Source organism: Pseudomonas sp. GW823-FHT06B06 (genome assembly GCF_058795195.1).
Genome location: NZ_JBXAHO010000006.1, coordinates 93,762 through 109,954 on the forward strand (window position 1 = coordinate 93,762; position 16,193 = coordinate 109,954).

The 16,193-nt window shown below is 60.5% G+C and carries 13 protein-coding genes and 1 pseudogene; 5 read left to right on the forward strand and 9 right to left on the reverse strand.

Going from position 1 to position 16,193, the window contains the following annotated elements; all coding sequences use genetic code 11:
- The first annotated feature begins 63 nt into the window (after window positions 1-63).
- On the forward strand, window positions 64-990 hold the full coding sequence (gene epsC, locus AC1Q8Q_RS07365; protein WP_020795807.1) for a serine O-acetyltransferase EpsC: 927 nt from the start codon (window positions 64-66) through the stop codon (window positions 988-990).
- Between the two features lie 415 nt (window positions 991-1,405).
- Complete coding sequence (betT, locus tag AC1Q8Q_RS07370; protein ID WP_168759123.1) at window positions 1,406-3,361, forward strand: choline transporter BetT; 1,956 nt, start codon at window positions 1,406-1,408, stop codon at window positions 3,359-3,361.
- Window positions 3,362-3,369: 8 nt separating this feature from the next.
- On the opposite strand, the gene AC1Q8Q_RS07375 is transcribed toward betT, so the two are convergent.
- Together AC1Q8Q_RS07375 and AC1Q8Q_RS07380 are read right to left on the reverse strand one after the other, a co-directional pair.
- Window positions 3,370-3,630, reverse strand: a complete 261-nt coding sequence (locus AC1Q8Q_RS07375) for a hypothetical protein (protein ID WP_020795805.1) — start codon at window positions 3,628-3,630, stop codon at window positions 3,370-3,372.
- A 106-nt stretch (window positions 3,631-3,736) separates the two neighbouring features.
- Window positions 3,737-4,477, reverse strand: coding sequence for an SDR family oxidoreductase (locus AC1Q8Q_RS07380; protein ID WP_020795804.1), 741 nt, complete (start codon window positions 4,475-4,477; stop codon window positions 3,737-3,739).
- Between the two features lie 114 nt (window positions 4,478-4,591).
- On the opposite strand from AC1Q8Q_RS07380, the pseudogene AC1Q8Q_RS07385 reads away from it, so the two are divergent.
- Both AC1Q8Q_RS07385 and mgrA read left to right on the forward strand, forming a co-directional pair.
- Window positions 4,592-5,482: pseudogene (locus tag AC1Q8Q_RS07385) on the forward strand (LysR family transcriptional regulator).
- Between the two features lie 132 nt (window positions 5,483-5,614).
- Window positions 5,615-6,652 carry an L-glyceraldehyde 3-phosphate reductase gene (mgrA, locus tag AC1Q8Q_RS07390; RefSeq protein WP_033040852.1) on the forward strand — a complete coding sequence of 346 codons (1,038 nt, stop codon included), beginning with the start codon at window positions 5,615-5,617 and terminating at the stop codon, window positions 6,650-6,652.
- A 43-nt stretch (window positions 6,653-6,695) separates the two neighbouring features.
- On the opposite strand, the gene tauD is transcribed toward mgrA, so the two are convergent.
- The 7 genes from tauD to AC1Q8Q_RS07425 form a co-directional block, all read right to left on the reverse strand.
- Window positions 6,696-7,538: a taurine dioxygenase gene (tauD, locus tag AC1Q8Q_RS07395; RefSeq protein WP_020795801.1), complete on the reverse strand. Its 843-nt coding sequence runs from the start codon at window positions 7,536-7,538 to the stop codon at window positions 6,696-6,698.
- Between the two features lie 43 nt (window positions 7,539-7,581).
- On the reverse strand, window positions 7,582-8,415 hold the full coding sequence (tauC, locus tag AC1Q8Q_RS07400) for a taurine ABC transporter permease TauC (RefSeq protein WP_020795800.1): 834 nt from the start codon (window positions 8,413-8,415) through the stop codon (window positions 7,582-7,584).
- Window positions 8,412-9,206, reverse strand: a complete 795-nt coding sequence (gene tauB / locus AC1Q8Q_RS07405) for a taurine ABC transporter ATP-binding subunit (protein WP_492598458.1) — start codon at window positions 9,204-9,206, stop codon at window positions 8,412-8,414. The genes tauC and tauB overlap by 4 nt, the downstream gene beginning before the upstream one ends.
- A gap of 16 nt (window positions 9,207-9,222) precedes the next feature.
- Window positions 9,223-10,200 (reverse strand): taurine ABC transporter substrate-binding protein, encoded by a 978-nt coding sequence (gene tauA / locus AC1Q8Q_RS07410; RefSeq protein ID WP_492598457.1) that lies wholly within the window; start codon window positions 10,198-10,200, stop codon window positions 9,223-9,225.
- Between the two features lie 238 nt (window positions 10,201-10,438).
- Window positions 10,439-12,022: a glutamate--cysteine ligase gene (gene gshA, locus AC1Q8Q_RS07415; RefSeq protein ID WP_020795797.1), complete on the reverse strand. Its 1,584-nt coding sequence runs from the start codon at window positions 12,020-12,022 to the stop codon at window positions 10,439-10,441.
- Between the two features lie 274 nt (window positions 12,023-12,296).
- Window positions 12,297-12,680 carry a PaaI family thioesterase gene (locus tag AC1Q8Q_RS07420; RefSeq protein WP_020795796.1) on the reverse strand — a complete coding sequence of 128 codons (384 nt, stop codon included), beginning with the start codon at window positions 12,678-12,680 and terminating at the stop codon, window positions 12,297-12,299.
- Window positions 12,680-15,004 carry a Tex family protein gene (locus AC1Q8Q_RS07425; protein ID WP_020795795.1) on the reverse strand — a complete coding sequence of 775 codons (2,325 nt, stop codon included), beginning with the start codon at window positions 15,002-15,004 and terminating at the stop codon, window positions 12,680-12,682. Before AC1Q8Q_RS07425 ends, AC1Q8Q_RS07420 begins: the two co-directional genes overlap by 1 nt.
- A 360-nt stretch (window positions 15,005-15,364) precedes the next feature.
- Between AC1Q8Q_RS07425 and ompR the strand changes: the two genes are divergently transcribed.
- Window positions 15,365-16,105 (forward strand): osmolarity response regulator transcription factor OmpR, encoded by a 741-nt coding sequence (gene ompR, locus AC1Q8Q_RS07430; RefSeq protein WP_020795794.1) that lies wholly within the window; start codon window positions 15,365-15,367, stop codon window positions 16,103-16,105.
- Window positions 16,106-16,193 lie beyond the last annotated feature (88 nt).

A 16,193-nucleotide genomic window follows, 5' to 3' on the forward strand; every position in this document is an offset into this window, starting at 1 on the left:
TGCCGTAAAGTAATCGCCGTTAGTGCGGCCAGACAGTCCGGCCGCCCGTGAGGAGTTTTTACCGTGAGTGAACGTTCCAGCCATTGGCAATTGCAAACCATCGTCAGCCAACTGCGCACGGCACGTGAGCAGTGGCGTGCACAAAACGGCCGCGCCAGCGGTGAGCAGGGTGGTCGCGAATTGCCGTCACGGGCGGCCATGGCGGATATTCTCGAAGCGCTCTGCGGTGCGCTGTTCCCGATGCGCCTGGGGCCGGTGGACTTGCGCGAAGAGAGTGAAGATTTCTACGTCGGCCACACCCTTGATGTGGCGTTAAATGCGTTGCTGGCCCAGGCGCGGCTTGAATTGCGCTACGCCGCACGGCACAGCGCCAAGGTCGACACTGAGGTCGAGGCTAAAACCATCCAGATCATCCAGGACTTCGCCCTCGCGTTGCCGGGGCTGCGCAGTCTGTTGGACACCGACGTCCTGGCGGCCTATCACGGCGACCCGGCGGCGCGTAGCGTCGACGAAGTGTTGCTGTGCTATCCCGGTATTCTGGCGGTGATTCACCATCGCCTCGCGCACCATCTGTATCGCGCCGGGCTGCCGTTGCTGGCACGGATCAGCGCGGAAATCGCCCACTCGGCCACCGGCATCGACATTCACCCGGGCGCGCAGATCGGCCGCAGTTTCTTTATCGACCATGGAACCGGCGTGGTGATCGGCGAGACCGCGATCATCGGCGAGCGGGTGCGGATCTATCAGGCGGTGACCTTGGGGGCCAAGCGTTTTCCCGCGGACGAAGACGGCCAGTTGCAGAAGGGCCAGGCACGGCATCCGATCGTCGAGGATGACGTGGTGATTTACGCCGGCGCGACGATTCTGGGGCGGATCACCATCGGCAAGGGCTCGACCATTGGCGGTAATGTCTGGCTGACCCGCAGCGTACCGGCAGGCAGTAACCTGACCCAGGCGAATTTGCAGCTTGATGACGGGGCGCAGAAGTAAGTCCTGAGACCTCCGCTGCTCGATATGCCGCCTTCGCGAGCAAGCCCGCTTCCACATTAGATGCGTACCTGCCTGGCAACTCGGTCTAATGTGGGAGCGGGCTTGCTCGCGAATGGTTTCAAGGCGAACCCTGGTAATGGCGTCCAGCAATTTTGCGGTGGGCCAATCCTCCAAAATCCGCGTAATACACCTCCTTGAGCTAGTGTTCAACCACGACCGCCGAACCTTGCGATTAGTCCTTAGCACCCTATTCATGTTTAACTTGAACGTTCATTCAAGTTAAACCGGTGGTTCGCTGCCCGCTCACAACAGGAGGCTTGCCTTTGCTGAGTCCGATTTCTACAGCCACGTCCAACCCCTTCGAGGTGCACCTTCAATGAGTGCATCGTCCATTCCCCCAAGCGGCCTGGTCCGCATGAATCCGCCGGTTTTCTACTTCGCGGCGACCTTCATTCTGTTGTTCGGTGTCGTGGTCATGGCCATGCCCGAACAGGCCGGCGCCTGGTTGCTGGCGGCGCAAAACTGGGCAGCCAACACCGTTGGCTGGTACTACATGCTGGCGATGACCCTGTATCTGGTCTTCGTGGTGGTCACCGCGTTATCGGGCTACGGCAAGATCAAACTCGGTGCCGACCACGACGAGCCCGAATTCAGTTATCTGTCCTGGGCCGGCATGCTGTTCGCTGCCGGAATCAGCATCACGCTGTTTTTCTTCTGCGTGTCCGAGCCCCTGACCCATATGCTGCAACCGCCTCAGGGCGAGGCGGGCACCGCGGATGCGGCGCGGCAGGCGATGCAGATCCTGTTTCTGCACTGGGGCCTGCATGGCTGGGGCGTGTTCGCCTTTGTCGGCATGGCGCTGGCCTACTTCGCCTACCGACATAACCTGCCGCTGGCCTTGCGCTCGGCGCTGTACCCGCTGATCGGCAAGCGCATCAATGGCCCCATTGGCTACGCGGTGGACGGCTTCGGCATTATCGCCACAGTCTTCGGTCTCGGCGCCGACATGGGCTTTGGCGTGTTGCACCTCAATTCGGGTCTGGACTACCTGTTTGGCATCGCTCACACGCAGTGGATTCAGGTCGGGCTGATCACGCTGATGATGGGCGCGGCGATCATCGTGGCGGTGTCCGGTGTCGACAAGGGTGTGCGAGTGATGTCCGACATCAACATGCTGCTGGCCTGCGCGCTGCTGCTGTTCGTGTTGTTCGCCGGGCCGACCCAGCACTTGCTCAATACCCTGATCCAGAACATTGGCGATTACCTTGGCGCCTTGCCGATGAAGAGTTTTGATCTCTACGCCTACGACAAGCCCAGCGACTGGTTGGGTGGCTGGACGGTGTTCTACTGGGCTTGGTGGATCGCGTGGTCGCCGTTCGTGGGCCTGTTCATTGCGCGGATCTCCCGTGGCCGGACCATCCGTGAGTTTGTCTTCGGTGTATTGCTGATTCCGCTGGGTTTCACCCTGGCGTGGATGTCGATCTTCGGCAACAGTGCCATCGACCAAGTGCTCAACCACGGCATGTCGGCGTTGGGCATGTCGGCCATCGACAACCCGTCGATGACCCTCTACCTGCTGCTGGAAACCTACCCGTGGAGCAAAACCGTGATTGCGGTCACGGTGTTCATCAGCTTCGTGTTCTTCGTCACCTCCGCCGATTCCGGCACCGTGGTGTTGTCGACGCTGTCCGCCAAGGGCGGCAACCCCGATGAAGACGGACCGAAATGGCTGCGGGTGTTCTGGGGCGCGATGACCGCGCTGGTGACCAGCGCGTTGCTGTTCTCCGGCAGCATTGATGCATTGAAGTCAGCCGTGGTCCTGACTTCATTGCCGTTCTCGCTGATTTTGCTGTTGATGATGTGGGGGCTGCATAAAGCGTTTTACCTGGAGTCGCAGAAGCAGATTGCACAAATGCATTCCCTGGCGCCGGTGTCCGGCTCGCGGCGTGGTGGCTGGCGGCAGCGCTTGAGCCAGGCGGTGCATTTCCCGTCGCGGGATGAGGTCTATCGCTTCCTCGATTCGACGGTGCGCCCGGCCATCGAAGAGGTGTCGGCGGTGTTTATCGAAAAGGGCCTGAGCGTCGTGACTCATCCCGAACCGGTCAACGACAGCGTCAGCCTGGAAATCGGTCACGGCGACGAACACCCGTTCATCTACCAGGTACAAATGCGCGGCTACTTTACGCCGTCGTTTGCCCGGGGCGGCATGGGCTCCAAGCAGCTCAACAATCGTCGCTATTACCGGGCTGAAGTGCATCTGAGCGAGGGTAGCCAGAATTACGATCTGGTGGGCTACACCAAGGAGCAGATCATCAACGACATCCTCGATCAGTACGAGCGGCACATGCAGTTCTTGCACCTGGTGCGTTGAGCGGCTCTTCAGGTCTCGGTGGTCAACACCATGAACAACACCAGCGCCGCCACCGGGATACCGAACACGGCGCTGCCAACCATCACCTCCGTGCCTAATGGCTGGCGGGCATGCACGATGCCCACCGCGCCATTGATCAGCGTCAGGGCCAGCCACAGCACGATAAAGCTGTAGGCGAGCACTTGGCGGGGGAAGCCGATTTTTTCGCCGATGTACAACATCAAGGCAAGCAGGATCAGCCCGAACGTGATGATGATGGTGGTGTGCATGGTGTTTGCCCCCCTTCAGGTGTGTGCTGCCACAAGATTCACCGCGATCCCTGTGGGAGCGAGCCTGCTCGCGAATGGTGTCGCTGCGGTTTTAGTGTGAGCATAGTTAAACCAGCCCGCCATTCACCCGCAGAATCTGCCCATTGACCCACGCCGCCTCCGGCCCGACCAGGAACGTCACGACACGGGCAATATCCTCTGGTTGCCCTAGGCGCTCCAGCGGCGCCATTTTGGCGAAATTCTGGATCTGCTCTTCGCTCTTTCCATGCAGGAACAAATCGGTCGCCACCGGCCCCGGTGCCACGGCATTGACCGTGATATTGCGCCCGCGCATCTCCTTGGCAAATACCTGGGTCAAAGATTCCACCGCGGCCTTGCTGGCGATGTACACGGCGTAGCCCGGCAGATTCAGGCCGACGGTACTGCTGGAAAAATTGATGATCTTCCCGCCGCTATTCAAGCGTGTGGCCGCTTCGCGCAGGGTGTTGAAGGTGCCGCGCGCATGGATGTTGAAGTTCTGTTCGAACAATTCGTCGCTGTGCTGCGCCAGGGGCATGACCTTGAGGATACCGGCGTTATTCACCAATACGTCGACCTTGCCCAACTGGGCTTCGGTCTCGTCGAACATCCGGCGCACGTCATCCGCACTGGCCACGTCGGCCTTGATCGCTATGGCTTGATGTCCGGCCTGACGCAACTCTACAACCAGTCTTGAAGCTTCGCTGGCGCTGCTGGCGTAGTTGATGGCGACCGCGAATCCTTCGCTGGCCAGTTGCCTGGCAATGACCGCACCGATGCCGCGGGAGGCGCCAGTCACGAGGGCCACCCTGGAAGTTTGAGTAATCATGCGATGCTCCTGTTGATGGGGTGTGGGGGCCAATTTCACATGTTTACCCAAGCCGATAAATGCAGCAGAGTTGCCTTGACTGTTCAATAATCGCCAACAATCAAGGGGATCGCCGTGGATCAGGTCAAAGCGATGAAGGTGTTCGTGCGGATCTATGAGCGCAGCAGCTTTACGTTGGCTGCGAATGACCTGAATTTGCCGCGCGCAACCCTGACCCACACGCTGAATCAATTCGAAGCCTGGCTGGGCACACGCTTGCTCGAGCGCAGCACGCGCAAGGTGCGCCCCACGCTGGACGGCGAGGCGTACTACCTGCGTTGTGTGCAACTGCTGGCAGAGCTGGAAGAGGCCGAATTGGCGTTTCGCGGCGTGGCGCCAAAAGGACGGCTGCGGGTCGACTTGCACGGAACCCTGGCCAAACATTTCGTGATCCCGGCCTTGCCGCAATTCATGGTGCGCTACCCGGACATCGAACTTTCCATCAGCGAGGCCGACCGCCTGGTTGACTTGATCGCCGAAGGGGTCGACTGCGTGCTGCGCGCCGGCACGTTGAGCGACTCCGCTCTGATCGGCAAACGTGTTGCCAGCCTGCGCCAGATCACCTGCGCCAGTCCCGCTTATCTGCGCAAATACGGCGAACCGAAAAGCCTCGACGACCTGAAAAATCACCGCGCGGTGAATTACGTCTCACGCACGACGGCCAAGTTGTTCCCGTTCGAATTCATGGTCGATGGCGAGCTCAAGGAAGTGCCCATCGACGGTGCCGTTTCGGTATTCGGCGCGGAGATCTACGCGGCCTCGGCGATCGCCGGATTGGGCCTGATCCAGTGCCCGCATTACCGGATGGAAACGCAGATCGCCCAAGGGCTGATAAAGGAAGTCCTTATTGAAACACCGCCGCCACCGATGCCGGTTTGAGTGCTTTATCCACACAACCGGCACATGTCGCCACGAGTTCGGGTGTTTGTGGATTGGTTGGGGGAGGTGTTTGCGGATGCCGGTTGAAGATCGTTCCCACGCAGAGCGTGGGAACTATCGGCCATGAAACGTTTCAGCTTTTTTCGAATCCAGGGTTTTCTGACGTTTGTCCGGGCGTATGCTGGGCAACCAGATTCAAGACAGACAAGAGAGGATTCGATGACTTACACCGCTGCCGAAAACCGCTACGACTCCATCCCTTACCGCCGCGTGGGCCGTAGCGGGCTGGTACTGCCGGCGCTGTCCCTGGGCCTGTGGCACAACTTTGGCGACAGCACGCCGATCGACACCCAGCGTGCGTTGTTGCGCACGGCGTTCGACCTGGGCATCAACCATTTCGACCTGGCCAATAACTACGGTCCGCCGTACGGCAGTGCCGAGATCAACTTCGGGCGTTTGCTGCGTGAAGACTTCAAGCAGTACCGTGACGAGTTGATCATTTCGAGCAAGGCCGGTTGGGACATGTGGCCCGGTCCTTACGGTCAGGGCGGCGGTTCGCGCAAGTACGTGCTCGCCAGCCTTGACCAGAGCCTGCAACGCCTGGGCCTCGACTATGTGGACATTTTCTATTCCCACCGTTTCGATCCGGATACCCCGCTGGAAGAAACCGCCAGCGCCTTGGCTACTGCCGTACAACAAGGTAAAGCGTTGTACATCGGTATCTCGTCTTATTCCGGGGTGAAAACCCGCGAAATGGCGGCGCTGCTCAAAGAATGGAAAGTCCCGCTGTTGATTCACCAACCGGCCTACAACTTGCTCAATCGCTGGGTCGAAAAGGACTTGCTGGACACCACCGATGAGCTCGGTACGGGGGTGATTGCGTTCACGCCGCTGGCTCAGGGGCTGCTGACGGACAAATACCTCAACGGCGTGCCGGCGGATGCGCGAGTCAACCGTCCGGGCGGTGATTCGTTGCAGGCTTCGCACTTGTCCGAGGCCAACATTGCCCATGTGCGTGCGCTCAATGAGATCGCCAAGCGTCGCGGTCAAAGCCTGGCGCAGCTGGCGCTAGCCTGGACCCTGCGCGATCCGCGGGTGACTTCGGCGTTGATTGGCGCGAGCCGACCGGAGCAGATCATCGAGAACGTCGGGGCGTTGAAGAATTTGAGCTTCAGTGTTGAAGAGTTGGCGCAGATTGATCGGTTTGCCCAGGAGGGTGGGATCAATCTTTGGGAGAAGCCGTCGACCGCGGAGTAAGCGAGCACTGATCGTTCCCACGCAGAGCGTGGGAACGATCGGTTCAGCGAAAGAACGGCACATCCCCCAGCACCGTCGCCCGCTGCATCACCCGGCGCGCTGGGCGGTAATCATCCACGGCGTAATGCTGAGTCACGCGGTTGTCCCAGAACGCGATGTCGTCTTTCTGCCAGCGCCAGCGAATGGTGAATTCCGGGCGGGTGGTATGAGCGAACAGGAACTTCAAGATCGCCTCGCTCTCGGTTTCCGATAATTCGTTGATTTTCGAGGTGAAGCCCTCGTTGACGAACAATGAACGGCGCCCGCTCACCGGATGCGTGCGGATCACCGGGTGAGACAGCGGCGGATTCTTGCGCCGAGTCTCTTCCCATTGGGCCAGTGCTTCAGGTGTGTTGCCATAGCGCTCCAGTGGAAACGAACGGGTGAAATCGTGGGTGGCGGTCAGCCCTTCGAGCAGGTTTTTCATGGGCGCCGATAAGGCTTCATACGCCGCAATGCCGCTGGCCCACAGGGTATCGCCGCCAAACTCCGGCAGCAGCTTGGCGCTGAGGACCGCGCCCATGGCCGGGGTCGGGAGGAAGGTCACGTCGGTGTGCCAGATCGCGTTGTCACGCACGTCGGTGACGGCGGTGTCGAGGACCAGCACCTCCGGTTGCTCCGGCACGTTCGGGTAGATCGGATGGATGTGCAGGTCGCCGAAATTGGCGGCGAATCGTGCCTGCTGCTGCGGGGTGATCGGTTGGTCACGGAAGAACAGCACCTGGTGCTTGAGCAGCGCCTGCTCGATGGCGTCGCGTTGTTCCAGGTTCAGCGGCTGGCTGACGTCGACGCCGCTGATCTGTGCGCCGAGGGCCGAGCTTAGAGGGACGATGGTCAGGTTGCTCATGGTGGTTCTCTTCAATCCGGGTATCGAACAAAAACAGGAGGCATTAGTGAGCCTGGCCGTGCCATGGCACCAGCTTGCGTTGCAGGGCACGCAGGCCCATCTCCATCGCGAAGGCAATCAGCGCGATCACCAGAATCCCCAGCACCACCACATCGGTGACCAGGAACTGCGCAGCGGACTGCACCATGAAACCCAGGCCGCTGGTGGCGGCAATCAGTTCGGCGGCCACCAGCGTCGACCACCCCACGCCCAAGCCAATGCGCACCCCGGTCAATATGTCCGGCAAGGCGCTCGGCAGGATCACATGGCGGATCAATTGTGCACGGGTCGCGCCCAGTGACTGCGCGGCGCGCAATTTGGCCGGGTCGACGGTGCGCACGCCAGTGGCGGTAGCGATGGCAATCGGGGCGAAAATGGCCAGGTAGATCAGCAGCACTTTCGACAATTCGCCAATACCGCACCAGATCACGATCAGCGGCAGGTAAGCCAGCGGTGGAATAGGGCGGTAGAACTCGATCACTGGATCGAGAATGCCGCGTGCAATGCGGTTATGTCCGATAGCGATACCGACTGGCACGGCCGTCAGCACCGCAAAGCCAAGGCCCAGGCCGATGCGGCTGAGGCTCGCGCCCAAGTGCTGCCATAACGTCGAATCCATGTAGCCACTGGTGACCAGCAGCCAGCCTTTTTGCAGCACGGCGGACGGTGGCGGCAGAAACAGTGGCTCGATCATTCCTGTGGCGGTGACAGCCCACCAAATGAATATCAGCGCGATCAATGTCAGCACACTGATCCAGCGAGTACTCAAGCTACGGCGCAGCGCAATGGCTGTAGTACCTGGTTTAACCGCTGAGGCGGGAATTTCGTAGCTGCTCATGCGCGCTCCTGCCGCTGGGCGGCGCTGCGTTGGGAGAACACTTTGGCAAGCACGTGCTCGCGGGTTTCGATAAAGCGCGGATCGGACTTGATCGACCGTGCCGATTCACCCGCGGCGTAACGTTGACCGAAATCCAGATGCAGGCGCTCGACGATCTGCCCGGGATTGGGTGCCAGTAGAATCAGATCCGTGGCGAGAAACACCGCTTCTTCGATGTCGTGGGTAATCAGGAAGACAGGTTTGGCGGTGCGCCGCCAGACTTGCAGCAGCAGCTCTTGCATCTGTTCGCGGGTGAAGGCATCCAGGGCCCCGAAGGGTTCGTCCATCAGCAATACACGCGGATCGGCAGCGAGCGCGCGGGCCAGGCCGACACGCTGTTTCTGGCCGCCGGAGAGTTGCCAGATCCGGCGGTTTTCAAAACCGGCGAGGTCCACCAGCGCCAGCATTTCCCTTGCGCGGATTTCGCGTTTGCCCCGAGCAATGCCGGCCAGTTCCAGGCCGAAGCCTACGTTGGCCAGCACGTCCTGCCAGGGCAGCAGGGCGTCATCCTGGAACACCACGCCGCGCTCGGCACTCGGGCCTTTGACCGGTACGCCATCGAGGGTAATACGCCCGGAACTGGGCTCGACGAAACCGGCAATCAGGTTCAACAGCGAGGTCTTGCCACTGCCGGACGGGCCGAGGGCAACCAGCAACTGCTGGGGGCCGAGGGTCAGGGAAATATCCGCCAGCACAGGTTCCGGGCTGCCGGGGTACTGTGCGCTGATGCGCTCCAGCTGTAGCAAAGCCATCGCCATTAACTCCTGATCAATCCGTGATGAACTTGGCGCTGACGTACGGCGCGTAGTCCGGCAATACAGCATCAACCTTGCCTTGTCCCTTGAGGAACACGGCGGTGTCGGTGATCGCCTTGGTGGTCGGCGCGCCGAGGGTGACCACTTGATCAGCCGCCAGCGGGTAAACGTTGCCTTGCAGCAGCAGCGGAATGTCGCTGGCCTTGGCGCCGGACAGTTTTACCAGCTTGTCGACGTTGCCTTGATTGGCGAGCCAGGCTTGCGGGTCTTTGCGGTAATCGGCGTAGGCATCCAGGGTCACTTTGGCAAACGCGGTGACGATTTCCGGGTGCTTCTCGGCGAAGTCCTTGCGCACGATCCAGGCATCGAAGGTAGGCGCACCGAACTTGGCCAGTTCACCGGAGGTGATCAGGACCTTGCCGTTTTCCTTGGCCACACCCAAGGCCGGGTCCCACACGTAGGTGGCGTCAATGTCACCGCGTTTCCAGGCGGCAATGATCGCTGGCGGCGCCAGGTTCAGCACCGTGACTTTCGATGGGTCGATGTTCCAGTGCTTCAGCGCAGCCAGCAGGCTGTAGTGGCCGGTGGAAACGAAGGGTACGGCGATTTTCTTGCCGATCAGGTCTTGGGGAGTCTTGATCCCGGAACCTTCGCGGGCCACCAGCGCTTCGGCGGCGCCGATCTGGGTCGCGATGAGGAAGGTTTCCACTGGTACTTTGCGGGTGATCGCTGCTGTCAGCGGACTGGAACCGAGGTAGCCGATCTGCACGTCACCCGAGGCGATCGCGGCGATGATGTCGGCACCGTTATCGAATTTGCGCCAGTTGATGTCGGCCTTGGTGGCTTTTTCATACGCGCCGTCGGCCTGTGCGACTTTTGCCGGGTCGACGGTGGTCTGGTAAGCGACAGTCACGTCGGCTGCCTGGGCCAAAAAGCTCGCCGCCGCCAGAGAGGCGGCCGCCAGGAGGCGAAGGGGGAAATTCAGTTTCATCGGGAAGCTCCTTGTCAGGCGACTGAGAGTCGGCGTGAAAGGAGACTAAATGATATAAGAATTCGAAAATAAATAACTTTTTCGAATGAGCTTATGAGCGGAAAATTCTAAGCCGGAGCGTAGCTGATCGTTCCCACGCGCAGCGAAAGATCGCCTCCATGGACGCTGCGCGTTCGGCTTAGGGACGCAGAGCGTCCCGGGCTGCATTCCCACGCAGAGCGTGGGAACGATCAGTGCGCTAGTTGCTGATCGCCAGAATACTCGCCTGGTACGCACCAACGAACACATCGAAATCACCCACTTCGTTCTGCTCAAGCTCGGCTTGTTGGGCCAGCGATGAACGCGCCAGCTCTTCAAACCTGGCCTGTTGCTCTGCCGGCAACGGCTCGCTGCGGAAAAACTCGGCGTGTGCCCGGCTCTGACGCAGGGAAAATTGAGCAAAGCTTTCCTTGTGCTCGGCCATTGCCGCCAGCACCTGGGCCGATGGCGTCAGGGAAGGGTTCTGGACCTTGGCCATCTGCGCGTCCAGTGCTTTGCTATGGGCGTCGCCGCCATGGCTCTGGTCAAGCAGTGCGGCCAGTGGGGCAATCTGCTCCAGCAATTGGCCCGCCCACTCTTTCAGGTCGACCGGTTGCCCGTTGCGCTGCAATTGCAGGCCTGGGCGACGACCTTCCTTGACCACACTGAGGAAGTTGGAGGTCGCATTCGAGCAACTGGTGTTGGTCAACAACGGGCTGTCGTTCAGCGCGCAGTACAGCAGGAAGGCGTCGAGGAAGCGCGATTCGGTGAGATCGATGCCCATTGGCAGGAACGGGTTGATATCCAGGCAGCGCACTTCGACGTACTGGATGCCGCGGGCCATCAGCGCCTGGATCGGCCGCTCGCCGGTATAGGTTACGCGTTTGGGGCGGATGTTGGAGTAGTACTCGTTTTCGATCTGCAGGATGTTGGTATTGAGCTGGACCCACTCACCGTCCTGGTGGGTACCGACTTCGACATACGGCGCATAGGGTGTCGCCACCGCTTTGCGCAGGCTATCGGTATAGCTGTTCAGATCGTTGTAGCACGGTGTCAGGCCCGCTTGGGCGTTGCTCTGGTAACCCAGGTCACTCATGCGCAGGCTGGTGGCGTACGGCAAATAGAGGGTGTCCGGGTCCAGCTGTTCCAGCTGGTGCGAACGACCACGCAAGAAGCCAGCGTCCAGTGCTGGTGAAGCACCGAACAGGTACATCAGCAGCCAGCTGTAGCGCCGGAAGTTGCGGATCAGTGCGATATAGGACGACGACTGGAAATCGCGGTCGGTGCCGACAAAGCCTTCGGCCTGCTTGAGCAGCGGCCAGAGTTTTTCCGGCAGGGAAAAGTTGTAGTGAATGCCGGCAATGCATTGCATGGTCTTGCCGTAGCGCAGGGCGAGGCCTTTGCGGTAGACGTACTTGAGCTGCCCGATATTGGACGTACCGTAGTAGGCAATCGGGATGTCTTCCTCGGCCGGCAACGGACACGGCATCGAGGGGCTCCACAGGTACTCGTTGCCGAGCTTGCTGTAGGCAAAACGGTGAATGCTGTCCAGGCTCGCCAGCGTATCCGCCGGGTCGGGCAGGGCTGGGGTGATGAACTCCAGCAGCGACTCGGAATAGTCGGTGGTGATCTGTTCGTTGGTCAGCGCGGAACCCAATTCTTCCGGGTGCGGCGTTTGCGCAAGGCGACCTTCATCGGTCACGCGCAGGCATTCACGTTCGATGCCGTGAAGGCACTGTTCGAGCAGAGAGAGGTTAGCGCGCTCGCCGAGCAGGGCCAGGCGGCGGTTGAGAAGTTCGCTCAAGTTGGATTCCTTCACGCGTCAGTCGCCCCAATATGGGGGTGGGCAAGACGGTCTACAAGGGTGAAGTTAAAACTGGCGTTTTCGCCTGGTTTTTGTCGCCGTGCACGTTCTGATCGTCGCAATCCCCTGTGGGAGCGAGCCTGCTCGCGAAGAGGGAGTGTCAATCGACATTGAAGTCGCCTGATACACCACCTTCGCGAGCAGGCTCGCTCCCACAGGAAACTCCGGCGCTGCGGTCACAGCGTCGAAATTAACTCAAATCGATGACATCTAGCTACAGGACAGCGAACGTGCCTTGTGCTTTTGCGACCAGTTTGTCGCCTTGCATCACGTCGGCTTCGACCACCAGCGTGCGGCGGCCCGGGTGGATAACCCGCGCCGTGCACATCACCTCGCCGTCGGCGACGGCGCGGATGTAGTTGATCTTGCACTCGATGGTCGCGCTTTGCTGGTCAAAGCCGTGGGTGCTGGAGCAGGCCAGCCCCATGGCAATGTCCACCAGGCTGAACAAGGCCCCGCCGTGCAGCTTGTTGGCGCGATTGCGCAGTTGTGGCTCAAGCGCCAGGGCGACTTGCGCCACCCCGGTTTCCAGGCTGTGCAAACGGCAACCCAACAGCTTGAAAAATGCGCTTTCGGTGTACCCGGCAGGGATGTCCATCAGCGCTTCTTCAGCTGTTTGGCGTTGGCAAACAGTGACGCCATGGCGTTGTTGCTCGGCGCTGCAGCGGTGGTTTCCTTGCGCGGTGCGGTGTTCTGGGATTGGCGTGGCGCCGAACCCGGACGCGCACCACGAGCACCGTCGACTTTCTCGCCCGGGGTGTCGCTCATGCGCATCGACAGGCCCACGCGCTTACGCGGGATGTCGACTTCCATGACCTTCACTTTCACCACGTCACCGGCCTTCACCGCTTCCCGTGGATCCTTGATGAATTTCTCCGAAAGTGCGGAGATGTGCACCAAACCATCCTGATGCACGCCGATATCGACGAATGCTCCGAAGTTGGTCACGTTGGTCACGACGCCTTCGAGGATCATGCCCAATTCCAAGTCCTTGAGGTCTTCGACACCTTCCTGGAACTCTGCGGTCTTGAATTCGGGGCGCGGGTCGCGGCCGGGTTTTTCAAGCTCTTGCAGGATGTCGGTGACCGTTGGCAGACCGAAAGTTTCGTCGGTGAACTTCTTCGGGTCGAGGCGCTTGAGGAACGCGGCATCGCCAATCAGCGAACGGATATCGCGGTCGGTCTCGGCGGCAATTCGCTGTACCAGCGGATAGGCTTCCGGGTGCACTGCCGACGAATCCAGTGGGTTCTCGCCGTTCATGACGCGCAGGAAACCTGCTGCCTGCTCGAAGGTTTTTTCGCCAAGGCGCGCGACTTTCTTCAGCGCAGCGCGAGTCTTGAACGCACCGTGTTCGTCGCGATGGCTGACGATATTCTGCGCCAGGGTCGCGTTGAGGCCGGAGATCCGCGCCAGCAATGCCACGGAGGCGGTGTTGACGTCGACGCCCACGGCGTTCACGCAGTCTTCGACCACGGCATCCAGGCCCCGCGCCAGTTTCAACTGCGACACGTCATGCTGGTATTGGCCGACTCCGATGGATTTCGGATCGATCTTCACCAGCTCGGCCAGCGGATCCTGCAGGCGGCGGGCAATCGACACCGCGCCACGGATCGACACATCCAGGTCCGGGAATTCCTTGGAAGCCAGTTCCGATGCGGAGTAAACCGATGCGCCGGCTTCGGAGACCATGACCTTGGTCATCTTCATGGCTGGGTATTTCTTGATCAGTTCGGCGGCCAGCTTGTCGGTTTCACGACTGGCGGTGCCGTTGCCGATGGCGATCAGGTCCACCGAATGCTTGGCGCACAGGGCGGCGAGCACGGCGAGGGTCTGGTCCCACTTGTTGTGCGGCACGTGCGGGTAAACCGTGGCGTGATCGAGCAGCTTGCCGGTGGAATCGACCACCGCAACCTTGCACCCGGTGCGCAAGCCCGGGTCGAGGCCCAGGGTCGCGCGCGGGCCGGCCGGAGCCGACAGCAGCAGGTCGTGCAGGTTGTGGGCGAACACGTTGATCGCCTCGGTTTCAGCGCCGTCGCGCAACTCACCTAGCAGGTCGGTTTCCAGGTGGGTGTAGAGCTTGACCTTCCAGGTCCAGCGCACCACTTCACCCAGCCATTTATCGGCGGCGCGGTTCTGGTTCTGGATGCCGACGTGCTGGCCGATCATGCCCTCGCACGGGTGCATGGTGCCCGGCAGTTCATCGCCAACTTTCAGGGCGGAGCTGAGAATGCCTTCGTTGCGGCCACGGAAAATCGCCAGCGCGCGGTGCGACGGCATGCTCTTCAGCGGTTCGTCGTGTTCGAAGTAGTCGCGGAACTTGGCGCCTTCCTCTTCCTTTCCAGCAATTACGCGGGCACTGAGAGTGGCTTCCTGCTTCAGGTAGCTGCGCAGCTTGTCCAGGAGGCCTGCGTCTTCGGCGAAGCGCTCCATGAGGATGTACTTGGCACCTTCGAGGGCGGACTTCACATCGGCCACGCCTTTTTCGGCGTCGATGAAGCGGGCGGCTTCGGTTTCCGGGCTCAGGGTCGGGTCGTTGAACAGGCCGTCGGCCAGTTCGCCGAGGCCGGCTTCCAGGGCGATCTGGCCCTTGGTGCGGCGCTTCTGCTTGTACGGCAGGTACAAGTCTTCGAGGCGGGTCTTGGTGTCTGCGAGCTTGATGTCGCGTTCCAGCTGCGGGGTCAGCTTGCCTTGCTCTGTAATGCTGGCAAGGATGCTGATGCGCCGTTCGTCGAGTTCTCGCAGGTAGCGCAGACGCTCTTCCAGATGACGCAATTGGGTGTCATCGAGGCTGCCGGTCACTTCTTTCCGGTAACGGGCGATGAAGGGAACGGTAGAACCTTCATCGAGTAGCGCGACGGCCGCTTCGACCTGTTGTGGGCGTACACCGAGTTCCTCGGCGATGCGGCTGTTGATGCTGTCCATAAAACCACCTGACAAATTGTGAAAGCAGGCTCGCAGGCGCAACGATGAGGCCTTGGCGAGTCTGGTTGAGCGGCCTGGCCTGCGCCGCTACCTGGATCAAAGGTATCCCGTTGACCCGTGAAATCGAACAATTACTGCCGGCGCCATGAAAATAAAAAGCGGTCAACCGGGGTAACGATCAGACGTTGCCTGACACAAAAGGCCGCGCATTATAACCAGCGTTCTGCCATTCGGGGGCATCGCAGGTTGTAGGCATAATCACCGGATTTCTGGCGATAAAGGAAAAATCTGCTAACAATGCACACGGTGCGTATAACGGCAGCTACGCCATAATGCGCGCCGAGATCAAAGGAGCATCCAATGAGCAGCACTGCAAACATTGCTGAAGGCGAAAAAATTCTTATTGTTGACGACGATCCGGGCCTCAGCAGCCTGCTGGAGCGTTTTTTCGTCAGCAAGGGCTACCGTGCCCGCGCCGTACCGAACACCGAACAAATGGACCGCCTGCTGGCGCGTGAAGTGTTCAACCTGGTCGTCCTCGACTTGATGCTGCCTGGGGAGGACGGCCTGACCGCTTGCCGCCGCTTGCGTGGAGCGAACAATCAGATCCCGATCATCATGCTGACCGCCAAGGGCGACGAGCTGAGCCGGATCAAGGGCCTGGAACTGGGCGCCGACGATTACCTGGCCAAGCCTTTCAACCCGGACGAGCTGATGGCCCGCGTAAAAGCTGTCCTGCGTCGTCAGTCGGCTCCGGTGCCTGGCGCACCAGGCAGCGAAGACGAAAGCGTGACCTTCGGTGACTACGAGCTGTCCCTGGCCACCCGCGAACTCAAGCGTGGTGAAGAAGTGCACATGCTCACTACCGGTGAGTTCGCTGTGCTCAAGGCGCTGGTGATGAACGCCCGCCAGCCATTGACCCGGGACAAGCTGATGAACCTGGCCCGTGGTCGTGAGTGGGATGCCCTGGAGCGCTCCATTGACGTGCAAATTTCCCGTCTGCGCCGGATGATCGAACCCGATCCGTCCAAGCCGCGTTACATCCAGACCGTCTGGGGTGTGGGTTACGTATTCGTTCCGGATGGCGCCGCCACGAAGTAACTGGCGAAGTGATCGTCGATTTGTAGGCGCGAGTTTGTGCGGGCAGAGGGCCTGATGGCCTTGCCCGCAGACTCTCGACCGGCAATGT

Excerpts from the sequence above, each read along its gene's own strand:
- betT (WP_168759123.1), top strand. The coding sequence starts at position 1,406 with ATGAATCCGCCGGTTTTCTACTTCGCGGCGACCTTCATTCTGTTGTTC.
- AC1Q8Q_RS07375 (WP_020795805.1), bottom strand. The coding sequence starts at position 3,630 with ATGCACACCACCATCATCATCACGTTCGGGCTGATCCTGCTTGCCTTG.
- AC1Q8Q_RS07380 (WP_020795804.1), bottom strand. The coding sequence starts at position 4,477 with ATGATTACTCAAACTTCCAGGGTGGCCCTCGTGACTGGCGCCTCCCGC.
- mgrA (WP_033040852.1), top strand. The coding sequence starts at position 5,615 with ATGACTTACACCGCTGCCGAAAACCGCTACGACTCCATCCCTTACCGC.
- tauD (WP_020795801.1), bottom strand. The coding sequence starts at position 7,538 with ATGAGCAACCTGACCATCGTCCCTCTAAGCTCGGCCCTCGGCGCACAG.
- tauC (WP_020795800.1), bottom strand. The coding sequence starts at position 8,415 with ATGAGCAGCTACGAAATTCCCGCCTCAGCGGTTAAACCAGGTACTACA.
- tauB (WP_492598458.1), bottom strand. The coding sequence starts at position 9,206 with ATGGCTTTGCTACAGCTGGAGCGCATCAGCGCACAGTACCCCGGCAGC.
- tauA (WP_492598457.1), bottom strand. The coding sequence starts at position 10,200 with ATGAAACTGAATTTCCCCCTTCGCCTCCTGGCGGCCGCCTCTCTGGCG.
- AC1Q8Q_RS07420 (WP_020795796.1), bottom strand. The coding sequence starts at position 12,680 with ATGGACATCCCTGCCGGGTACACCGAAAGCGCATTTTTCAAGCTGTTG.
- AC1Q8Q_RS07425 (WP_020795795.1), bottom strand. The coding sequence starts at position 15,004 with ATGGACAGCATCAACAGCCGCATCGCCGAGGAACTCGGTGTACGCCCA.
- ompR (WP_020795794.1), top strand. The coding sequence starts at position 15,365 with ATGAGCAGCACTGCAAACATTGCTGAAGGCGAAAAAATTCTTATTGTT.